This is a genomic window from Rhodobacteraceae bacterium D3-12, from assembly GCA_025916135.1.
GTDB lineage: Bacteria > Pseudomonadota > Alphaproteobacteria > Rhodobacterales > Rhodobacteraceae > JAKGBX01.
Genome location: CP104793.1, coordinates 2,266,940 through 2,288,439, shown reverse-complemented (window position 1 = coordinate 2,288,439; position 21,500 = coordinate 2,266,940). Strand labels below are relative to the sequence as shown.

Sequence of the window (21,500 nt, the reverse complement as noted above, 5' to 3'; positions counted from 1 at the left end):
ACGGCGTATCTCTTCCTCATCACCAAACAAGGAGACACGAGATGACTGCTCACGACACTTTTCAGACCCCCGTCGCAGGCTTGCCACGCCTGAACGAAGCCGCACCGGATTTTACGGCGCTGACGACCCATGGCACCAAGTCACTGGCGGATTACCGCGGTAAATGGCTGGTTCTTTTCTCGCACCCGGCGGACTTTACTCCGGTTTGCACAACGGAATTCACCGCCTTTGCCAAACGGTCCGAAGACTTCGCCAAGCTCGACACCGAGCTTTTGGGCCTGTCGATCGACAGCCATTATGCCCACATCGCTTGGGTTCGTTCGATCAAGGAAAGCTTTGGAGTTGATATCAACTTCCCCATTATTGCCGACCTCGATATGAAGGTGGCACAGGCTTATGGTATGGTGCAGCCCGGAGCGTCGGATACACAAGCGGTGCGTGCCACTTTTGTAATTGACCCTGAGGGCGTGCTTAGGGCGATGGTCTATTACCCGATGACCAATGGTCGCTCGGTGGATGAGTTCCTGCGCCTTGTCCGCGCCCTGCAAACGTCAGAGGAGCATAAGGTCGCGACCCCCGAAAACTGGCAGCCCGGTGAGGATGTAATCGTGCCAACGCCGCAAACAACCGACGCGGCCGAAGCCCGGATGCAAGAAGGCTTTGAGACAAAGGATTGGTACTTTTCGACCAGAGCGTTGTGATTTACCAAGTTCCGGCGCGGCGAAAACCGCGCCGGAAACGCCCCGACAAGGAGTTAACAGATGGCCGCTGATTTCGACTGGATTGACCGTTTTGCAGGTCTCAAAAAACTACCGGCCGACATTCGCGCCGAGCTGATCGCGGGAAGTCAGGTCGTTTCGATGACGGCCGGCACGGCGGTTTTTGCACCGGGACAATCCGCAGATAACCTGCTGTTGCTGCTGGATGGCACCGTCCGCGTGCAGCAAAAGTCAGAGACCGGGCGCGAGGTGTCGCTATATCGCGTGCACGCCGGGGAAAGCTGTGTTTTGACCACCGCCTGCATGTTGGCCTTTGAGGATTATTCCGCTGACGGGATTGCCGAAACCGATGTGCGCGCAGTTGCCATTCCACGGGCGACCTTTGACGCGCTTGTGGCCCGTTCGCCGGTGTTTCGACAATTTGTCTTCGCGGCTTATTCCCGGCGCATCACCGATCTTTTTACCCTGATCGACGACATTGTCTTTCAAAAGATGGACGTGCGGCTTGCCAATCGGCTTTTGGAACTCGCCGATGAGGGCGAGGTGGTGCATGCCACCCATGCAGCCCTTGGGGTCGAGCTGGGCACGGCGCGCGAGGTTGTCTCGCGCACGCTGGGTGAATTTCAGCGGCGCGGATGGGTCGAGCAATCGCGCGGCGAAGTGCATCTGATCGGTCGGGCAGGGCTTGAGCGTTTGGTGCGTTCTGCCGGTGTTTGACAGGTGATTGGCCGCTGCCTGACATAGGGTCGGAAAGTTTGGTGACGAAGTCACCGAGGGTGTGAGCCTGCCTGTGTCACTTTCTCCCAAGCGAATCTGCAAGGGAGCTGAAGATGACCACAAATATGGGAAATATTGATCGGGGCCTGCGCCTGCTTGTTGCGGCGGTGCTGGCTTATGTCGCCTTGGCGACAGACGCGCTTGGGGCGGGGTGGCTGTTTTGGCTCGCCCTTTTGGTTGCGGTCGTCTTTGTCGTGACCTCGCTTGTCGGCAATTGCCCACTTTATAGCATTCTGGGTGTTCGCACCTGTGGAAAGTCAAAATGATCGTAACAGAGTTTACCCCTCTGGCCTCGGTTTCTGGCGGAGTGTTGATTGGAATAGCATCGACGATGTTGATGCTGATTGCCGGGCGCGTCATGGGCGCGACCGGTATTCTCGCCGGTATTTTCCAGCCGGAGTCGAGCAGCGACTTTGCTTGGCGCGCGGCTCTGTTGCTGGGCATGGTCAGCGGCCCGCTGCTGGTTGCTGTCATCACTGGAGAGATGCCGCTGGTGCAGGTGCCCGTCAGTTTGCCACTGTTGTTGATTGGCGGGTTGATTGTGGGTGTAGGCGTGACCTTTGGGTCGGGGTGCACCTCTGGTCACGGTGTCTGCGGCATGGCGCGGCTTTCGCCGCGTTCTATCGTCGCCACGGTGACATTTATGGCTGTGACGTTTGTCACGGTTTACCTCGTTCGCCACGTTTTCGGAGGCTGACCCATGCGATTTATTTTGCCTTATCTAACCGGCCTCGTCTTTGGCGTGGGCATCTCGATCTCGGGCATGGCTAACCCGGCCAAGGTTCTCAATTTCTTTGACATAGCAGGGGCTTGGGGCCCGTCCTTGATCATGGTCATGGGGGGCGCTTTGGTTACGACTTTCATCGGCTACCGGCTGGTTTTCCGCCGACCAGCGCCGCTTTTGGAGGCGGGGTTCAATCTGCCGGGCTCGCGCGTGATCGACGCAAAGCTAGTAGGCGGCTCGGCAGTGTTCGGCATCGGCTGGGGCATCTCTGGGTTTTGTCCCGGCGGGGCGCTGCCTGTGCTCGGAACCGGACGCTGGGAGGTCTTTGCCTTCACCGGCGCGCTGGTGGTCGGAATATTCTTGGCCCGGGCTCTGCAATCATTTGCCGCCGGTGCAAACCGTGCATCGACCTAACTCAATCTTGGAGGATACAACATGACTGACTATCCCGTCCAAATGGACTTTAAACCCGAAGTTCAGGCTTTTTTCGACGAAGCGACCAACACGATCAGCTATATCGTGAAAGACCCGACATCAGACGCTTGTGCCATTGTTGATAGCGTCATGGATATTGATTATGCCGCCGGGCGGATCACCTATGATCATGCGGACAATTTGATTGGTGAGGTGCAGTCCCGAGGCCTGAAGCTGGAATGGATCATCGAGACCCATGTCCACGCCGACCACCTGTCGGCTGCGCCTTATATCCAACAGAAACTGGGTGGTAAGATTGGTATCGGCGCCAAGATCATGGTCGTGCAGGACACCTTCGGCAAGGTGTTCAACGAAGGCACAGAGTTTCAGCGGGATGGCAGTCAGTTTGATCGACTGTTTGAAGATGGCGACACCTATATGGTCGGCAACATGCCTGCGTTCGCGATGTATACGCCCGGCCACACGCCCGCCTGTATGGTGCATGTGATGGGCGATGCGGCCTTTACCGGCGACACGTTGTTTATGCCTGATGGCGGTTCGGCGCGCGCGGATTTTCCGGGTGGAGATGCGGCAACGCTGTATGACTCGATCCAGAAGGTGCTGAGCCTGCCTGACGAGATGCGTCTCTTTATGTGCCACGACTACGGTCCCAATGGTCGCGACATCCAGTGGGAAACAACGGTTGGCGAAGAAAAGGCGCATAACATTCATGTCGGTGGCGGCAAAACCAAGGAAGACTTCGTCAAATTCCGCACCGAGCGTGATGCGACGCTCGCCATGCCCAAGCTCATTATTCCGTCGCTCCAAGTGAACATGCGTGCCGGTGAAGTGCCGACGGATGAGGATGGTAACCCGATGCTGAAAGTGCCGGTCAACGGCCTTTGAGCGCACCTTTGAGGGAGGAGATTACCGATGGACATGAAATCAATTTCGTCAAAAACCAAGGTCTCAGCACAGATCGCGGTAAGCGATTTGGACGCGATCAAAGCGGCGGGGATACGCGCCATCATCTGCAACCGGCCAGACGGGGAGGGGATCGACCAGCCAAGTTTTGAGGAAATCGAAGCTGCGGCTAAGTCTGTAGGGATCGACGCCCGCTATGTGCCGATCGTCGCCGGGCTGGTCTCAGATGAGGATGTAGCCGCCTTTGGCGAAGCGCTGGCCGATGTTCAGAGGCCCGTGCTGGCCTATTGCCGGTCGGGCATGCGCTCGGCAACCTTGTGGTCGCTGCATGAGGCCAAGAAACGCCCGATCCCTGAAATCCTCGCCATGACCAAGGCTGCGGGCTATGACATGAACGGGGTCGCCCGCCGGATCGCCAATGGCGGCAAGACGCCAACGGACACCGGAGATGCCAGCTTTGACGTGGTGATCGTCGGCGGCGGGGCTGGTGGTATTTCGGTTGCAGCCAGCCTGAAGGCGCGCAAATCCGATCTGTCGATTGCCGTGATCGACCCGGCGGACACCCATTATTACCAACCCGGCTGGACCATGGTGGGAGGCGGTGTCTTCGAGGCCAAGCAGACAGCTAAAACCATGGCGTCTCTGATCCCGCGCGGTGTGAACTGGATCAAGGGTGCCGTGGCTGCATTCGAGCCGCAAAACAACGCCGTCATCCTCGACGGTTGCCGGGTGGTGAAATACGCGCGGCTTGTTGTTTGCCCGGGGCTCAAGCTTGACTGGGGCAAGGTTGAAGGGCTTGTCGAGACCTTGGGCCGCAACGGTGTGACATCAAATTATCGTTATGATCTAGCGCCTTACACATGGGAGTTGGTTCAGGGCATGAAGGCGGGGAGGGCGCTGTTCACACAGCCGCCAATGCCGATCAAATGCGCCGGTGCGCCGCAAAAGGCGATGTACCTGTCTGGCGACGCTTGGTCGCGCAGTGGTGTCTTAGACAACATTGATATTCAGTTTATGAACGCTGGTGGTGTGTTGTTTGGCGTCAAGGATTACGTCCCGGCCTTGATGGAATATGTCGAAAAATACAGCGCCACATTGAACTTCTTTCACACCCTCGTTGCCGTAGATGGACCCGCGCGCACTGCCACCTTTAGGGTGGACAAAGCCGACAGCGATCCGAGTGATGTGACCGTGGATTTCGACATGATGCATGTCTGCCCGCCACAAACCGCGCCGGATTTCATCCGCGTGTCGCCTTTGGCCGACAAAGCGGGGTGGGTCGACGTAGATCAGGCCACTTTGCGCCACAAAACCTACGATAATATCTGGTCACTGGGCGACGTGATGAACGCACCCAATGCCAAGACCGCCGCAGCGGCACGCATTCAGGCGCCGACAGTCGCAGAGAATATTGTCGCAGACATCGCCGGACGCTCGGCAGTGGCACAATACGACGGTTACGGCTCTTGTCCGCTGACTGTGGAACGCGGCAAGATCGTGCTGGCCGAGTTCGGCTATGGCGGAGTGTTAAAGCCCAGCTTTCCGAAATGGCTGATCGACGGAACCAAACCAACGCGGGCGGCTTGGCTGCTCAAGGAACGCCTGTTGCCGCCGATTTATTGGAAGGCAATGTTGCGTGGTCACGAATGGATGGCAAAGCCGGAAAAAATACAAGTGTCGGCGGAATGACCCCAAACCTATCCCTGTTTCCTTCTACCATTAATCAATAGGCTCTACGATGCTGCGCCGTTACTTTCCGATCCTCGACTGGGGCCGCCGTTATGACCGGGCGGCCCTGACCAATGACCTTGTTGCGGCTGTGATTGTGACGATCATGCTTATTCCGCAATCATTGGCCTACGCCTTGCTTGCCGGATTGCCGCCCGAGGCGGGGATCTACGCGTCGATCGCGCCGATTTTGCTCTATGCGGTGTTTGGCACCTCACGGGCTCTTGCCGTCGGGCCAGTGGCCGTTGTGTCGTTGCTGACGGCCTCTGCGGTTGGCAATGTGGCCGAGCAGGGCACGGCGGGCTATGCGGTGGCGGCGTTGACGCTGGCGGGGCTTTCGGGCGGGTTTCTCTTGGCGTTGGGCATCTTCCGCTTGGGGTTTTTGGCAAATTTCCTGAGCCATCCAGTGATCGCGGGATTTATCACCGCGTCTGGAATCTTGATCGCAACGAGCCAGCTTAAGCACATTCTGGGGGTTGAAGCGGGTGGACACACGCTGATTGAGATGCTCGGCAGCATTTTCGCCCGATTGGGCGAGGTAAATCTCATCACGCTGGTTATCGGCATCATGGCGACGGCTTTTTTGTTTTGGGTCCGAAAAGGGTTGAAGCCGGTTTTGGTGAACATGGGGGCCGGACCGCTCTTAGCCGATATCGTGACCAAGGCCGGGCCGGTGGCGGCGGTTGTTGTCACGACACTTGCGGTCTGGGCTTTTGGATTGGGCGGGCGCGGTGTTGCGATTGTGGGCGAGGTGCCGCAAGCTTTGCCGCCGTTGACCTTGCCGGGCGGCGCGCCAGAGTTGATCCAACAGTTGGCGATCCCCGCGATCCTGATCTCGATTATCGGCTTTGTTGAATCTATTTCCGTCGCACAGACGCTGGCCGCGAAAAAGCGCCAACGCATTGACCCCGACCAAGAGCTTATCGGGCTGGGCGCCGCGAACCTTGGTGCGGCCTTTACCGGCGGCTATCCGGTCACGGGCGGTTTCTCGCGCTCGGTTGTGAACTTTGACGCGGGCGCCGAGACACCGGCGGCAGGCGCATTTACCGCGATTGGGCTTGCCATCGCAGCCCTCGCGCTCACTCCGCTGATTTACTACCTGCCCAAGGCGACCTTGGCCGCGACCATCGTCGTTGCTGTGCTTAGTCTTGTTGATTTCTCGATCTTGAAAAAAACCTGGGGCTATTCTCGTGCCGATTTTGCCGCTGTCGCCGCGACGATCCTGCTAACCCTGACGGCGGGGGTTGAGTTTGGCGTGGCGTCAGGCGTTGTTTTGTCCATCGCTCTGCACCTCTACAAGACATCCAAGCCCCATGTGGCCGAGGTTGGGCTCGTGCCGGGGACGAACCATTTTCGCAATATCAACCGGCATGATGTCGAGACTGACACTGCGGTTCTTACCCTGCGTGTGGACGAAAGCCTCTACTTTGTGAACGCCCGGTTTCTCGAAGATCTAGTGCAAGACCGCGTTGCCCAGAGGCCAACTTTGAAACACGTGATTCTGATGTGTTCGGCGGTGAATGAAATCGACTATTCCGCGCTTGAAAGTCTTGAGGCAATCAATCTCAGGCTGACAGATCTAGGTGTTGGGCTGCATCTATCAGAGGTAAAGGGGCCGGTGATGGATCGTCTCAAAACCACACATTTTCTTGAGCAATTAAACGGGCGCGTATTCCTGTCACAATACGACGCATGGAACGCATTGGCGTCAAACAAGGCGTCTGCGACCGCCGCGCAATAGCGCAGTTGGCGAGAAAGCAACTAAGCCGTGAGGTCGGATTTACATAGTGCGCAGGCCGCGGAGAGTTCATTTTTCAACCGCGGACCATCTTAAACGCGCAATAGATGCGCTGCTGCTGATTGTGCCATTGCAACCTCTCTTAATTCCTAGTATTTCTGTCGAGAACGGGAGGTCCGAAGAATTGCTGCGGACCTGATGCACCAGCAAGAGCCGCCATTGAGCCGCCCGCCAGACGCATCCTTGATTGTCTTATCGCAAGGAGAACTGAATTGGCTGACGCATCCGCACTTGCCGTTGAAGAAATTAAAACTGCCCGCGCCGAGAACCCCAAAATGCGGGACAGGACCTTGCCGATAAGCTGGGAATCTCTGAGGCACAGCTTGTAGCAGCAGATGTCGGCGAGACGGTCACCCGGATCACTGGCGATCTGGACCGGATCATGCCGGCGCTGAAGCAACTGGGAAAAGTCATGGCCCTGACGCGCAACGAAAGCTGCGTGATCGAGAAAGTGGGGGTCTATGACAACTTCACGCCGGGCCAGCACGCGGGCCTGATCGTTAACGGAGAAATCGACCTCAGAATGTTTCCGGGGCAATGGGTGCATGGGTTCGCAATTGAGCAAGAAACCGAACGCGGAATGCGCCGCACCATACAGGTGTTCGATGCGGCAGGGGATGCGGTGCACAAGGTGTTTCTGCGCGAAAGGTCGAACGCTGACGCGTGGCCCGGAGTCGTTGCCGAGCTCAAGATCGAGGATCAATCGAATACGTTGGAAGTGACCCCGCGCAAGCCGGTTGAAGCGGCCAAGGCGGATGCGGACAAAGCCGACAAGTTGCGTAGTGAGTGGGACAAGCTCACGGACACCCATCAGTTTTTGATGTTGGTTCGGCGCCTCAAGATGAACCGCCTTGGTGCCTATCGGATTGCTGGGGAACCCTATGCGCGGCGGCTGGAAACCGATGTGATCCAAAAGTTGCTATATAAAGCGGCCGAGAGCGAAACCGCGATCATGGTGTTTGTCGGCAACGCGGGGTGCATCGAAATACACACCGGCCCGATCAAGAAAGTTGTCGAGATGGGGCCATGGATCAACGTGCTGGACCCCGGTTTTGATATGCATTTGCGCATGGATCATGTCGCAGAGGTTTACGCCGTGACCAAGGCCACACGCCGAGGCGATGCAATTTCGATCGAAGCCTTCGACGCCGATGGCGGCTTGATCGCACAGTTCTTTGGGGTGCTGGCCGAGCCGGAACAGGCGCAGAAGTGGAACGAGATGATTGCGGGTTTCGACACGATGGTTGAGGCAGCAACGGTATGAGGCGCGTTCATCCGTTTTTCTGGCTTCAGGCGAGCCTGTGCCTTCTTCTTGGGGCAATCATTGTCACCTCAGCCCGCGCCGATGTGCAGGCGCAGCGCATCGTTTCCGTCGGCGGAGCGATCACTGAGATCGTCTATGCACTGGGGCAGGAAGACCGCCTGGTGGCACGTGATACCACGTCGAATTACCCGCCTGCGGCGCTCGAGCTACCTGATGTTGGCTATATCCGTCGGCTGTCGCCGGAGGGGGTCTTGTCGGTCAATCCCGATCTGTTGATCCTGCAAGAAGGTGCCGGCCCTGTCGAGGCGATGGACCTTTTGCGGGCGACCGGGGTTGCCATGGTCGAAGTTCCCGAAGGTTATGACGCCGAGGCGGTTCTGACCAAGGTGACTGTCGTGGCCAACGCTCTGGGCGTTCCTGAAAAAGGCGCGGCGCTTGTCGAAGACCTGCGAAAAGAGTTTCTGGCGGCCGGTCAGGATGTCAGTGGCTTGCAAGATCGCAAGGTATTGTTTGTGCTGAGCATGGCGGGTGGGCGCGTTATGGTCGGTGGGCAGAACTCGTCTGCGAGCGGAATAATCGCGATGGCCGGCGCCAGCAATGCGGCCACCGGGTTTGATGGCTACAAACCGATGAGCGACGAGGCCATCGCCCAAAGCGGCGCGGATGTGATCCTGATGATGGCCAGCTCGGGCCCGCGCGGTGCCAGCGATGAACAGTTGTTCCAGCATCCGGCGATTGCGGCCACACCCGCAGGTCAGAACAAAGCCGTGGTGCGGATGGACGGGATGAAGCTGCTGGGCTTTTCGGTGCGCACAGCCGAAGCCGTGCGTGCGCTGTCGAAGGCACTGCGCGACGCGGGAAGCTGAGATCAGCGTAATGAGCAGCCTGACCCATGATATCTCTGGCGCAGTCCTTGCTGGTGACCGTCGGCACAAGGCGCGTGCGCTTGCAATTTGGCTTGTGGTCGTGCTGTTTTTTTCGGTCTTGTTGAGCCTTGGAGTCGGGGCAACGAACGTATCGCTTTGGGATGCGGCACAGAGCATGGTGACCGCGCAAGAATTGTCGGCGCGCGATAAGATAATCCTCTATGATATCCGCCTTCCGCGCACAGCGATGGGTGTGCTGGTAGGGGCGGCGCTGGCCGTGTCGGGCGCCGTGATGCAGGGGGTGTTTCGCAATCCGCTGGCCGACCCCGGACTTGTCGGGGTGAGTGCCGGAGCGGGCTTGGGCGCGATCGCGGCGATTGTTCTGGGTGGCACGCTTCCGGTGGCTTTGGCCGAGGCTTTGGGATATTACGTCGTCCCGGTAGCGGCGTTTTTAGGGGCGTGGTGTTCGACGCTTGTGCTCTACCGGATTTCGACCCGACGGGGGCGCACGTCGGTTGCCACCATGCTGCTTGCGGGGATCGCATTGGGCGCGCTGGCCGGGGCGGTGTCGGGCGCGCTGACCTATATCGCGGATGATGCGCAGCTCAGGACGCTAACTTTCTGGAGCATGGGCTCGCTTGGCGGGGCGACTTGGGGCAAGCTCTTGACGGCGGCACCGCTGATTATTCTGGCGTTGGCTGTGTCACCATTCTTGGCGCACGGGCTAAATGGCCTCGCTCTGGGCGAGGCGGCGGCGGCACATATCGGCATTCCAGTTCAGCGTCTCAAGAACACCGCGATTTTGATGGTTGCCGGGGCGACCGGTGCTGCGGTCGCTGTCAGCGGTGGCATTGGTTTTGTCGGCATTGTTGTGCCGCACCTGCTGCGCCTGATCGTGGGACCGGATCACAAGTATCTCTTGGTGAATTCCGCTTTGCTTGGCGCCGCGCTATTGCTGTGCGCCGATGTCATCAGCCGGATTGTGATCGCACCAGCGGAACTGCCTATTGGGATTGTCACTGCAACGCTGGGTGGGCCTTTTTTCCTTTGGATTCTGCTACGGCAACGCGGATTGGTGGATATGTGATGATGGTGAACGCAGAAAAAATCAGTGTCAGCTACGGTCCGCGCGAGATCTTGCACAGCGTAGCCTTCACCGCGCTGGCCGGTGAGGTGAGCGCGATTGTCGGGCCGAACGGATCGGGCAAAACGACGCTTTTGAAGGCGCTGACAGGCGAGGTTCCCTATGGCGGCACGGTTGCCCTGAACGGGCGCAATATTGCCGGAGCGAAGCCGTGGGAGTTGGCTGCGGTGCGGGCCGTGTTGCCACAGGCAACGCCGTTGGCATTTCCGTTCACCGTGGTTGAGGTGGTGCGCCTTGGCCTGTCGCGTGGCGTCTCAGCGGGCAGCGATAGGCTTATCTCGGCTGCGCTCGGACGCGTGGGGCTTACCGGCTTTGAAGGGCGGTTTTATCAGGAACTGTCGGGGGGTGAGCAGCAGCGCGTTCAACTGGCGCGGGTTCTGGCGCAGGTCTGGACCCCGGTTGAAAACGGCAGCCCACGCTGGCTGTTCCTTGATGAGCCGGTGTCGGCGCTGGATATTGCCCATCAGCTTCAGGTGATGCAGATCGCACGAGAGTTCGCCGATGGTGGAGGCGGGGTCGTGACGGTGATGCACGATCTGAACCTGACGGCGATGTTTGCCGATAACGTCGCATTGATCGGCGAGGGGCGGGTGATTTGTCAGGGCGCGCCGGAAGTGGTGCTGCGCGACGATTTACTAAGCCGGGCCTATCGCTGTGACGTGCACGTGAACACCACGCCGGCAAAGGGCACCTATATTCTACCCCACGCAGCACGTATGGTGGCTGAGTAGGAGGAACAGTTGACTGAAGCGCATGACATTCTGGCAATTCCGATTCTTCTATCACCGGACATCGGGGTGACGGCTGCTTATGCCAGCGATCTTGGGTTTGAGACGGAATCCTTTGGTAATTATCTGATCCTGCGTGGTTATGGGATTGAGCTGCATTATTCTTACACGGCGCGCTCTGATGTCTGTTCCGAAACCAGTTGCTATATCCGTGGCGGTGGCGTTCTGGCGCTGCACGCTGCGTTGAAGGCCCGAAAAGCACAGCGGTTGTCCGAGATCGTGAGCCGCCCTTGGGGGATGACCGAATTCTACTTGCATGATCCTCATGGCAACCTTCTCAAATTCGGGATGAGCACGGACGAACTCCCGGAAGGTGCTGATTTTCCAACAGGATAGGTGGCTTTTCACGCGTTGCGATGCAACGTGGACACAATAGCTTATTAAAACAGTCATGTAAGCCGGCGAGACAAGCGAAGCCCCGCCGAATCGCATATGGTGCTGTCAAAAGCGGTCGTGGCGTATCGAGAGAGCCGTGCTGCCTTTGACGCACCCAGCGAGCAAGCCAGGTATTCATCAACATCGTTATGCATTTGCCGGGATCAGGCCGAATTGGCTGATCCGGGTCGTGCACGCTATCTGGAGCCAGACATGACTTGCCGCCACCCTTCCTTTCGACATCTTTCCGCTGTTTCCGTTCTGGCGTTTGGGGCCACGCTTTGGTCCGGTCCTGCTTTTGCGCAGGGCAGCGAGCCGGTCTATTCGCTGGACGAGATTGTGATGGTGGGCACCGGGTTGCCGACGCAGGTGCGCGATAACCCGGCATCGGTGAGCGTTTTGGGCGAAGCCGAAATCAATTGTGTGCCGCCAAGTTCGGTGGCAACGATCTTGTCCGAGGTTCCGGGCGTTAAGGTCACCGAAAGCGGCGACCAACGGATTACAATTCGTGGCGAAGACTCGCGCCGGGTGGCGATCATGATCGACGGGCAGCAGCTTACCGATCACACGGGCTATGGCACGCCGATCCTGATCGACCCGTTCAGCATCGAGCGGATCGAAGTGGTGCGCGGGCCGTCGTCGGTGGTGTCAGGCAATCGCGCTATCGGTGGTGTGGTTAACATCATCACCAAGCGCGGCGCGGATAAGCCCATCGAGGTCACAACCAGCACCGGATACTTTTCGGCCACGGATGGTTGGCGCGCATCGCTGGGGATCGCCGGGCAGATCGGTGATTTTGACTACCGGTTGTCATACTCCAAGACAGAGCAAGGCAATGTGAAAACGCCGGATGGCACGCTGGACCGCTCGGCGCGCAGCGACCAAGGGATGCTGGTGCATCTCGGTTATCGCAAGGAAAACCACTACTTCGGGTTCCGGGCGCAGGATTTCGACATGTCAGCCGAGGTCTACACAGGTGATCCTAATTTCTTTATCGACCTGCCCAAACGGGATCTGACAAAGTATGGCCTGTTTTATGAAGGCACCGACCTAACGCCGTGGCTGACCAGTCTAAAAGCGGATGCATATACCCAGACCGTTAACCGGCAATTCAACAACCTGATTTCCATTCCGATGGGGCCGGGGGCGGTGATGTCCATACAATCGGATAGCGTCGACGAGCAGATCACCTCGGGCTTTCACGTCACGGCCGAGCTGCAGTTTTCGCCGGGGCATCGCACCGTGGTTGGTTTGGAATATGAAGACGACCGCCAGAAAGCCAATAAATATTCGCTGACCGTATCGCCCTTTGGCCCTCCAAGTGGTCCGACGGTTCGCGTGACGGATGCGTCGATCCGTACGATGTCGGTTTTTGCCCAGCATGAGATCAAGTTCAGCGACAAGCTTATCGGGACCTTCGGTGCGCGTTACTACAAGGTGGACAGTGTGCTCAATAACTCAACTGTCAACGGCGTGGCGAATGCACTGTCATCTAATTCCGACAGCCGGCTGCTCGGTTCGGCTGGCTTGGTCTATAAGCTCAAAGACGATCTGACTCTGCGTGGTAATATCAGCCAAGGCTATAACTATCCCACATTGGGCGAGCTCTTCCTTGAAACCACGGCGGGTGGGGCCGGTGTGATTTTGGGCAACCCGAACCTGCGGCCTGAAACCTCGACCACCTTCGAATTGGGCGCACGCTATGAGCGCGGTGTTATTCTGGATGCGACGCTGTTTTATACAGATGCTGAAAACTATATTGCCTCGCTGCCTACGGGCACGTCGGGTGTGCTGCAGTACCAAAACGTAGCAACCGCCCGCACGTGGGGGGCTGAGTTGACGGCTGAGTTTGCGCCGATGACGGCGATGGAATTACGCCCATATGTCAACGCGGCCTATACGCAACGCAGCTTTACATACGCCAATGGCTATTCGACCCGCGACACCGGCACGCCAGAATGGGCGGCGACAATCGGTTTGCGCAAGGATTGGACGCGCGGACAGTATGACGGCACGCTTGATCTGTTTATCAAGGGCGAGACCAAGGCGGTTTACCGCGACGACAGCGGCGCAATCCCGACGGATGGCTTGGCCAATGCCTATGCCACGCTGAATCTGCGCGGTTCGGTGAACCTGAGCAAGAAGGCGGCGGTTTCGTTCGAGGTGGGTAATATCCTGAACAAATCCTATCGACCTTATGGCCAATATGCCGGGGCGGGGCGGAATGTGAGCGTGTTCCTGACCACGCGGTTCTAGTCGCGATTTGCCTTAAGGTGGGGCAGGGGCCGCAAGTGTGGTCCCTGCAAAATTGGATGGAAAGTCATGATTGAAATCGCTTTGTTGGTGATCAGCCTGACCTCTGACGGTGCGCATCGCTTGACGCTTACGCCGGCAGAGAATCTTGCTGCTTGCGAGGATTCAAAGCTGGCAGTTACCGGCATTTTGGCCTCGGCAGGGATCGAAGTTGTTGCCGCGCGCTGTGGTGAAAACAACCTGCACCTCACGCCATTTGAGCACGGCGCCAGCGCCGAGGAAGAGGTCTATAAATACCGTGTCGTACTTGCGAAGGACGGTGGTTTCACCGTGGAGCCATTGTCGGATGTGGACTGTCAGCCGACCTCTGACGCGCTGCGGAAAGTGTATTGCGTGCGCTCATCGCAGAGCGTGGTTGAATAAAACCTCGGGAGCAGTGCTCTGAGCAGTGCTGGGCAGAATGCCGTGAAAAATACGGTGAGAAGCCCAATAAAACAATTTGTTAACTAATTCTTGACTCTTATAGTAACCTATTGCATTTACCGATGCGACATCGGCAAAAATTAGCCGATCTGATATCTGCCAGCGACACCCTGCCAGCTTCCAATCTGAAAACATGGAGGCTGCGAGATGCAACGCACCCGTACTAATACCTGTCTCAAATGCGGAGTCGCATTGTTCTTGGTCGTGGGGCCAACATCGCTCGTCGCGCAAGAGGGCGGAGATGGCGCGATCACCCTTGATCCAATCGTTGTGAACACCGACCGCGAAGGCAAAGACCCGCTGGATGTGCCTGCAAATATCACGGTGATCGGCGGGGAGGAGATCAACAACCGACAGATTGGCGATATCGAGCAGTTGGTGCGCCGCCTTCCGGGGGTAGAGGTCAACCGGCAGACGTCGGGCGCTGATCCGTTCAGCACCTTTGGCGGGTTCACGATCCGGGGCGTGGGCGGTAACCGCGTGGCGATTCAGGTGGACGGGTCGCGCATGGCCGAGCGCATCATCGACGGCACGCGCAACTACGTCGACCTGAGCTTTACCAAACAGGCCGAGATCGTGCGCGGGCCGGCGTCGGTCTTGTGGGGGGCGGATGCGCTTGGCGGCATGGTCGCGTTCCAGACGATGGACCCTGACGACCTTCTTTTGGGCGACGACAAGGCCATGCATACGAAGTTGGGCTATGACAGCTTTACCCGCAGCACGACGACAGAGCTGTCCTATGCGCAGAGGTTCTCGGGTGATCTGACGGTTTTCGCCGGTATCTCACGCACTGTCGGGCACGAACCGACCCTGTCGAACGCCCGCAACGATGGCGGCATTTATGGCTGCACACGTAACATATCTTGGGGTGCGACGCCCTGTGGCGAGTTTGACCCGACGACCGAAACATCGACACGCGGGCTGCTCAAGCTGGTCTGGATGCCGGACACGCGCCACCGCGTCGAATTTAGCGCCGATGTGTTAAACCGCGACACGACAGTTGCGCAGAATTCAGTGCTTGGCCCGGTCTACAGCAGTATTACCGGCGCACCGACGGGCGAGATTATCAACGGTAAATCCCGGAAGCTGAACCTCTATCGTTATCGCCTTGGGGTGGAGCACACTTGGACCCCGGACAACGGCCCAATTGATCAGATCGTAACCACATTCGCCTATACGCCACATGGGTATCACAGAACCGGGACCGAGCTTTCCACTTCGGCGGCAGGTGACTCGCTCCTGACTTATGATGAGCTGCGTTATAACGAAGATTTCTTTGAGCTGGATATTCAGGCGACGTCGACGTTTTCGACCGGACCAGCCGATCACCGGCTGATTTTCGGCTTTGACGGCGACATTGCCAAAACCGACTACTATCGGCGTGATGTGGTGAACAACCTGACCACCGGCACGATCACAGAAACGCGCGCGGGTGGCTTTAACTTTTCCAATTCGACAACGCGTCGGGCAGATATTTATGTCGAAGACAAGATCACCCTTGGTGGTGGCCGGTTTGAGATCACACCGGGCCTGCGTTTCGCGAGCTATAACATCGACCCGCGACCCGATGCCGATTATCAGCCCGTTCCGGGACAGGAGCCGACCGTGCGCAAAGATAGCGCGGTGCTGAAAAGCCTCGGCATGATCTATCGTTTGGATGACAATTGGTCGGTCTGGGCGAAATACGGCGAAGGCTTCAAAATGCCAACGGCGCAGCAGCTTTACACCTCGCTGCCCGGTGCGTTCTTTAACCTGACCCCGGCGCCAAACCTGCGCCCGGAGCAGAACAGAAGCTATGAGTTGGGCCTGCGCTATCAGCAGGAACGCGGCTTTGTGGCGATCAACGCGTTCAAGACCGACTATTCGGACTTTATCCAGAGTTTTTACAACCCGCCCGGCACGAGCGATTACACCTATCGCAATATCTCGGTCGTGAATGTTTGGGGGATTGAGGCATCGGGGAAGTGGGCGTTGTCTCAGGACACGACGATGGGCGTATCAGCCGCTTGGCAACGCGGGACGCAGCGGGTTTCGCCCGGCGCGGCCGAGACGCCGCACACCCTTGCCCCGCTGAGCGCGACGGTGTCGCTTGCTCATTACTTTCCGCAACAACGCCTGATGTTGGAAGGGGTGGGGACGTTCGCTGCAAAGGTTAGCGAAACCGCCGGCGCGAATGATTTCAAACACGGCGGATTTGCGGTGTTTGATGTTCACGCGAAATGGGAAGTGATCGACAACGGTTTCCTGAACTTCAGCGTGAACAACATTCTCGACAAGCGGTATTTCACTGCCAATGCCGCCACCTATAGCAACACGGCCTCGTCTAGTGTTGCCGCGACCAATCCGATCGAGCTTCAGACCGGACCGGGCCGCACATTCACCGTCAGCTTTGACATGAGGTTCTAGATGCGCACCTCCCTCGGACGTATCTGGCGCTTGACCCGGCTTGCGGCCTCTGGGCCGCAGGTTTGGGTTGGGCTGGTTCTGTTTGGCATCGTGCTCGCGTTGATCTGTATCGACCTTTATGTCGATGTGTTGATGATCAACTGGACCCGTCGGTTTTTTGACGCGGTCGAGCAGGTGGACGCCGCGACCACGATAAGCGAACTGGGTGTGTTTGCCGTGCTGGTTTGTTGTTCGGCAGGCATATTTTTGGTCGGGGACTATTTACGTAAGCGGTTGTGGCTGCATTGGCGTCAGCGGCTGACGGAACGGGCGGTGCATGCATGGACGTCGAATGGCGCGTATTGGCACCTGCGCGAGGGGCTGTCGGATAAAACCGTCGACAACCCGGATCAACGTATCAGCGAGGATTGCGACAGGTTCATTGATCTGATGTTGCAACTGACCGTTGATCTGTTCGCGCGGGTGATCGGGCTGGTGACCTACCTTGCGATCCTGTGGACCCTGTCGGACTTCGTGCTGCGCTTTGCGCTTTTCGGAATTGATTTTGCGATCCCGCGCTATCTTGTGTGGTTGGCGTTTATCTACGTCTTGGTGTCAAGTGTCATCACTCATGTGATGGGGTGGCAGCTCAAATCGCTCCTTTTCCGCCATGAGCGCCGCGAGGCAGATTTCCGTCATGCCTTGGTGCAGGTGCGTGATAACGCCAACGAGATTGCCCACTCGCGCGGCGAAGAGGCGGAACGCCGTCGGCTTGATGTGCGATTTCAGGGTATTCGTGGCAATTGGCTCCGCCTGATCCGCCGCGAGCTTATCCTCGGGCTGTTTTCGCGGCCATATTACCAGTCGATCCTGCGGGTGCCGCTGTTTTTTGCGCTACCAGCCTATTTTGCTGGGTCGGTCACATTTGGCGGGCTGATGCAGCTGAGCCGCGCCTTTGGGTCCGTGACACAGACCCTGTCGTGGTTCATTTTCAAATACGAAAAGCTGGCCGAGTTGGCAGCGGTGTCGCAGCGGCTTGACGATCTGTTTCGTGTAACAACGGATCCAGCCCCGGTGAAGGAAGCCGTAACCGCGATAGAGCGCGATATAAGCCGCGACGGGGCGTTGCGGGTCAGCGGCTTGCACCTGTCGACACCACAGGGGCGGTGGCTCGAACCTGTACCAGACAGAGTGGTCAGGCCGGGCGAACGTATCTGGATCACGGGTCCGTCCGGGCAGGGAAAGACGACGCTGCTTAGCGCGCTGAGCGGATTGTGGCGATACGGTCAAGGTCGGGTGGAGACGCCAGAGGCGCAATTGATGGTGCTGTCGCAACGCCCGCATTTGTTTAGCGAAGGTCTGGCGGCAGCGGCCTGTTACCCTGCCGATCCGACAAAGGTGGACCCTGAAAAGCTGCGCGATGTGTTCGAGCGTATTGGGTTGTCGCATCGGTTTGATGCGATTGATCGCGATGGCGCGGGCGCTTTGGAAGGCTTGTCGCTTGGCGAACGACAACGGCTCGCTCTGGCGCGGGTGCTGTTGCATCGGCCAGATTGGATCATTCTGGATGAGGCAACCTCCTCGCTGGATATGGCAAGCGAAGCACATATGCTGGCGCTTTTGCGCCGGGAACTCCCCAAGGCGACGGTGCTCTGTGTGGCGCATCGCGAGCCTGTCGCGCTTGAGCCGACGGGGATTTGGCAGATTGGTGAAATCACACAACTGGAAAGGCGGACGGCATGAGCGAGATCGAAACGGGGCGATGGACCCTTGAGGGCGTAGAGGCGGGAGAAGCGCTGAGCCATTTGCCGGGCTTTGAAAAGGTCATGGTGGTGCTGCGCAACGGCGGTGCGACCCATGAGCGGATCGGCGCGGTCGACACAGTGAAGCGTGGCGATGACGGTTTGATCGCATTGGGCCAAGATGTTCACACGGCACGGATTGATCCGGGTCAGGTCTGCAACGTGGTGCTCGACACGACATCCGAGATGCGCGGCAAAGTTTATCCGGCGCTGGAATTTGCGGACGCGGACGGAGAGACATTGTTCAGCGTGATCGGAATGGATGGGGCGGCAGGTTTTGTTGCTGCCTTTGACGGTGTGCCCAAGGGCGCAGCCGAAGGCAAGCGGCGCGAAATGCCAAGTGCGAGCGAAGCGCCCGAAGATTTGTCCGGTGATCCGGGCTTTGCCCTGCTGGACCAGTTGCGCGCGGCAGAAAGCGACGTGACAATCCGCCTGTCGCTCAGCGGGCGAACCCAAAGCTGGCATGGCCAGATTGAAACGGTCCGCCCGGCGATGGGATTTGCCAACGTCATGACAGCCGATTTTCATCTTCACCTTAAAGCAGGAGCGGTCGAGACATGGCGCAAAGACGGTGGGCGGCACGTGGCGCTCAACTCTGACGGGGTGGAAATCGGGCTTGTGATCGACACCGTCGAAGGGCAGGCGGCATGAGTGGCGCAAGCTGGTATCGGCCCGGTCGAGAGGGCGACGTCACTTACAAAGACGTGCTAGCGGAAATGGCGCAAGCACCGGTGGTTTTGTTGGGCGAGCAACATGACAAAGCCGGCATTCACCGTTGGCAATTGCATGTCGCAGCAGGGCTTTTGGCGCATCGCCCGCTGGTTATGGGGTTTGAGATGTTTCCGGCGCGGCTCAATCCGGTTCTTGCAGAATGGGTTGCGGGTGGCTTGTCCGAAGATGCCTTCTTGGCCAAGGCCGAATGGGACGATGTCTGGGGGTTCCCGCCCGAACTTTACCTGCCGATTTTCCGCTTCTGTCGCGAAACAGGTACGCCAATGCGCGGTCTGAACGTGCGCCGTGAGTTGGTGCGCGCAGTTGGCAAGGGGGCTGGGACAGCGTCCCGGTGAAAGACCGCGAGGGGCTGACACCCGCGCTGCCATCGCCCGAACCCTATCGTCGGTATATTTTCGATCTTACAGGTGGCGGGCGAAAGTCAGGCAAAGCCACTGGGCCAATGGACCCAGAGTTTTATCGTTTCGTGCGCGCGCAAGAGGTTTGGGACCGCGCCTTTGCCACCCACATGGCGCGCGAGGTAAAACCCGATGGTCCGCTGGTCGTGGGCATTATTGGTCAGGGGCACTTGCAGTGGGGCGGTGGCGTGTCTTGGCAGCTGGCTGATCTTGGGGTGCGCAGCGCCTATGTCTCGGTGCCGCAAATGCAAGAGGATGCGCTGTTCAGGGAAGGGGCCGCCGACTTTGTCTTCCGCTTGCCGGAACGCGAGGCGAAGACAGAGGAGAACGCGCAAGTGGTTGAACGGGCTTGACGTTTGTATGTCAAAATATTTGACTAATTATAAAATCAAAATTTGAAAAGCTCCGACCATTGCGAACGCCAAAGTGCATGGTGATCAATCAATTCAGCCACGAAATCCATAAGAATATGACCGATACGCGCTTTGTCCACCCCGAGAAGAGCTCGCTTTTAACCGCGCGCCGTTTTGTTAAGCCTGAAGATACGCCAGAAGAAAAGCGCGCCAGCTTTGAGCCTCCCCCTTTGAAGTGGTCCGCCCCTATAGTTAGGAAAGCGGAGGACCAGAGATGGCCATCAAGAGACCCAAGCCCGAAGAGATTGTCGTGAAGTTACGGCAGGTTGAAGTTCTGATGGGGCAAGGCATGCCCCGGATCGATGCGATCAGACAGATCAGTGTGACTGAACAAACCTATTAGCGCTGGAAGAAGAAGTACGGTGGAATGGGCACAGAACAGCTCAAGGAACTGAAGCGGCTACAGAAAGAGAACGAGCGCCTTCGACGGGCAGTTTCTGATCTGACATTGGACAAGTTGATTTTGAAGGAGGCCGCATCGGGAAACTTCTGAGCCCTTCGCGTCGTCCATTGCCCGGCAGGCGATTGCAAAGCAATCTGCCGAGAGGGGCGCTTGCATCAATCATGTGCGCTGCCAGGTGAAGGTATCTGAGCGTCGTGTGTGCCGCGTGTTGGGCCAGCATCGATCAACGCAGCGACGGTTACCGTGCGGGCGTGCTGACGAAGAACGCTTGGTCGCTGACATGATCGAGCTGACGCGCCATTACGGTCGATATGCACTGCACGTCAGGGTATTTCCTGAAAGGAAATGTCCCGAGAGTGGCTACCGCCGGGTTGCTGCCTTGTTGAGAGATGCTGGCTGGCAGACCAACGACAAGCGTGTTGAACGCCTATGGCGACGCGAGGGGCTTAAAGTGCCAATGAAACAACCAAAGAAGGGGCGGCTCTGGCTCAATGACGGGTCTTGCGTCCGTTTGCGACCTGAATATCGCAACCATGTCTGGTCTTATGACTTTGTGCATCACCGAACCGACGATGGCAGGGCGTTCAGAACACTGAACATCTTGGATGAACACAGCCGTGAATGTCTGGCGATCCGGGTGAAGCGGAAGCTGAACTCGACTGAGGTCATCGACGCTCTTACGGACCTGTTCATCTTGCGAGGTGTCCCTGCCTACATCAGGTCAGACAATGGTCCAGAGTTCATCGCTGAAGCCGTCAGGGACTGGATCAAGGTGGTTGGGGCAAAGACTGCCTACATCGAGCCCGGGTCGCCCCTCTCGGGACATCGCTTTGCGATGCCCTAACGGGCAGTGCTTGGGAAAACGGATACTGCGAAAGCTTCAACGGAAGAATGCGTGATAAATTGTTGAACGGCGAGATCTTCTACTCGCTCCGCGAGGCACAGATCATCATTGAAAGATGGAGGGAACATTACAACACCAAACGACCACATAGTGCATTGGGTTACCGCCCACCTGCGCCAGAGGCCATCGTACCGATGGACCAAAGGCCAATCATGCACTAACTTTCAATTTGGACCACTCAAGTGGGGCTGCTCATCCCTTGAAAG

At 57.9% G+C, this 21,500-nt stretch carries 20 protein-coding genes and 1 pseudogene; all 21 read left to right on the top strand.

Annotation, left to right across the window (positions count from 1 at the left end; genetic code table 11):
• Positions 1 to 41: 41 nt before the first annotated feature.
• A complete protein-coding gene (locus N4R57_11220) occupies positions 42 to 701 on the top strand; it encodes a peroxiredoxin (protein ID UYV35644.1) in 660 nt (219 codons plus the stop codon).
• A 60-nt stretch (positions 702 to 761) separates the two neighbouring features.
• Positions 762 to 1,436 carry a Crp/Fnr family transcriptional regulator gene (locus N4R57_11215; protein ID UYV35643.1) on the top strand — a complete coding sequence of 225 codons (675 nt, stop codon included), beginning with the start codon at positions 762 to 764 and terminating at the stop codon, positions 1,434 to 1,436.
• A gap of 113 nt (positions 1,437 to 1,549) precedes the next feature.
• A complete protein-coding gene (locus tag N4R57_11210) occupies positions 1,550 to 1,762 on the top strand; it encodes a DUF2892 domain-containing protein (GenBank protein ID UYV35642.1) in 213 nt (70 codons plus the stop codon).
• Positions 1,759 to 2,193: a YeeE/YedE thiosulfate transporter family protein gene (locus tag N4R57_11205; protein ID UYV35641.1), complete on the top strand. Its 435-nt coding sequence runs from the start codon at positions 1,759 to 1,761 to the stop codon at positions 2,191 to 2,193. The genes N4R57_11210 and N4R57_11205 overlap by 4 nt, the downstream gene beginning before the upstream one ends.
• Positions 2,194 to 2,196: 3 nt before the next feature.
• Positions 2,197 to 2,634 carry a YeeE/YedE family protein gene (locus N4R57_11200; GenBank protein ID UYV35640.1) on the top strand — a complete coding sequence of 146 codons (438 nt, stop codon included), beginning with the start codon at positions 2,197 to 2,199 and terminating at the stop codon, positions 2,632 to 2,634.
• A gap of 21 nt (positions 2,635 to 2,655) precedes the next feature.
• Positions 2,656 to 3,540: an MBL fold metallo-hydrolase gene (locus N4R57_11195; GenBank protein UYV35639.1), complete on the top strand. Its 885-nt coding sequence runs from the start codon at positions 2,656 to 2,658 to the stop codon at positions 3,538 to 3,540.
• A 27-nt stretch (positions 3,541 to 3,567) separates the two neighbouring features.
• Complete coding sequence (locus tag N4R57_11190; GenBank protein ID UYV35638.1) at positions 3,568 to 5,247, top strand: bifunctional protein tyrosine phosphatase family protein/NAD(P)/FAD-dependent oxidoreductase; 1,680 nt, start codon at positions 3,568 to 3,570, stop codon at positions 5,245 to 5,247.
• Between the two features lie 49 nt (positions 5,248 to 5,296).
• Positions 5,297 to 7,027 (top strand): sulfate permease, encoded by a 1,731-nt coding sequence (sulP, locus tag N4R57_11185; protein ID UYV35637.1) that lies wholly within the window; start codon positions 5,297 to 5,299, stop codon positions 7,025 to 7,027.
• Between the two features lie 364 nt (positions 7,028 to 7,391).
• Positions 7,392 to 8,348, top strand: coding sequence for a hemin-degrading factor (locus tag N4R57_11180; GenBank protein ID UYV39561.1), 957 nt, complete (start codon positions 7,392 to 7,394; stop codon positions 8,346 to 8,348).
• Positions 8,345 to 9,214: an ABC transporter substrate-binding protein gene (locus N4R57_11175; protein UYV35636.1), complete on the top strand. Its 870-nt coding sequence runs from the start codon at positions 8,345 to 8,347 to the stop codon at positions 9,212 to 9,214. The genes N4R57_11180 and N4R57_11175 overlap by 4 nt, the downstream gene beginning before the upstream one ends.
• A 10-nt stretch (positions 9,215 to 9,224) precedes the next feature.
• The gene (locus N4R57_11170; protein ID UYV35635.1) at positions 9,225 to 10,301 is read left to right on the top strand and encodes an iron ABC transporter permease; all 1,077 of its coding nucleotides are present in this window, start codon (positions 9,225 to 9,227) and stop codon (positions 10,299 to 10,301) included.
• Positions 10,301 to 11,089 (top strand): heme ABC transporter ATP-binding protein, encoded by a 789-nt coding sequence (locus tag N4R57_11165; GenBank protein UYV35634.1) that lies wholly within the window; start codon positions 10,301 to 10,303, stop codon positions 11,087 to 11,089. The genes N4R57_11170 and N4R57_11165 overlap by 1 nt, the downstream gene beginning before the upstream one ends.
• Before the next feature lie 9 nt (positions 11,090 to 11,098).
• On the top strand, positions 11,099 to 11,482 hold the full coding sequence (locus N4R57_11160; protein UYV35633.1) for a VOC family protein: 384 nt from the start codon (positions 11,099 to 11,101) through the stop codon (positions 11,480 to 11,482).
• Positions 11,483 to 11,734: 252 nt separating this feature from the next.
• Positions 11,735 to 13,777 carry a TonB-dependent receptor gene (locus tag N4R57_11155; protein ID UYV35632.1) on the top strand — a complete coding sequence of 681 codons (2,043 nt, stop codon included), beginning with the start codon at positions 11,735 to 11,737 and terminating at the stop codon, positions 13,775 to 13,777.
• Between the two features lie 66 nt (positions 13,778 to 13,843).
• Positions 13,844 to 14,197: a hypothetical protein gene (locus tag N4R57_11150; GenBank protein UYV35631.1), complete on the top strand. Its 354-nt coding sequence runs from the start codon at positions 13,844 to 13,846 to the stop codon at positions 14,195 to 14,197.
• Positions 14,198 to 14,404: 207 nt separating this feature from the next.
• Positions 14,405 to 16,663, top strand: a complete 2,259-nt coding sequence (locus N4R57_11145) for a TonB-dependent hemoglobin/transferrin/lactoferrin family receptor (protein ID UYV35630.1) — start codon at positions 14,405 to 14,407, stop codon at positions 16,661 to 16,663.
• Positions 16,664 to 18,385 carry an ATP-binding cassette domain-containing protein gene (locus N4R57_11140; GenBank protein UYV35629.1) on the top strand — a complete coding sequence of 574 codons (1,722 nt, stop codon included), beginning with the start codon at positions 16,664 to 16,666 and terminating at the stop codon, positions 18,383 to 18,385.
• The gene (locus N4R57_11135) at positions 18,382 to 19,095 is read left to right on the top strand and encodes a hypothetical protein (GenBank protein UYV35628.1); all 714 of its coding nucleotides are present in this window, start codon (positions 18,382 to 18,384) and stop codon (positions 19,093 to 19,095) included. Before N4R57_11140 ends, N4R57_11135 begins: the two co-directional genes overlap by 4 nt.
• Entirely contained in the window at positions 19,092 to 19,511 is a 420-nt protein-coding gene (locus N4R57_11130; GenBank protein UYV35627.1) for a ChaN family lipoprotein, read from the top strand. Before N4R57_11135 ends, N4R57_11130 begins: the two co-directional genes overlap by 4 nt.
• Positions 19,508 to 19,927, top strand: a complete 420-nt coding sequence (locus tag N4R57_11125) for a ChaN family lipoprotein (protein UYV35626.1) — start codon at positions 19,508 to 19,510, stop codon at positions 19,925 to 19,927. Before N4R57_11130 ends, N4R57_11125 begins: the two co-directional genes overlap by 4 nt.
• A gap of 274 nt (positions 19,928 to 20,201) precedes the next feature.
• Positions 20,202 to 21,455 (top strand): annotated as a pseudogene (locus tag N4R57_11120) (IS3 family transposase).
• Positions 21,456 to 21,500: the final 45 nt, after the last annotated feature.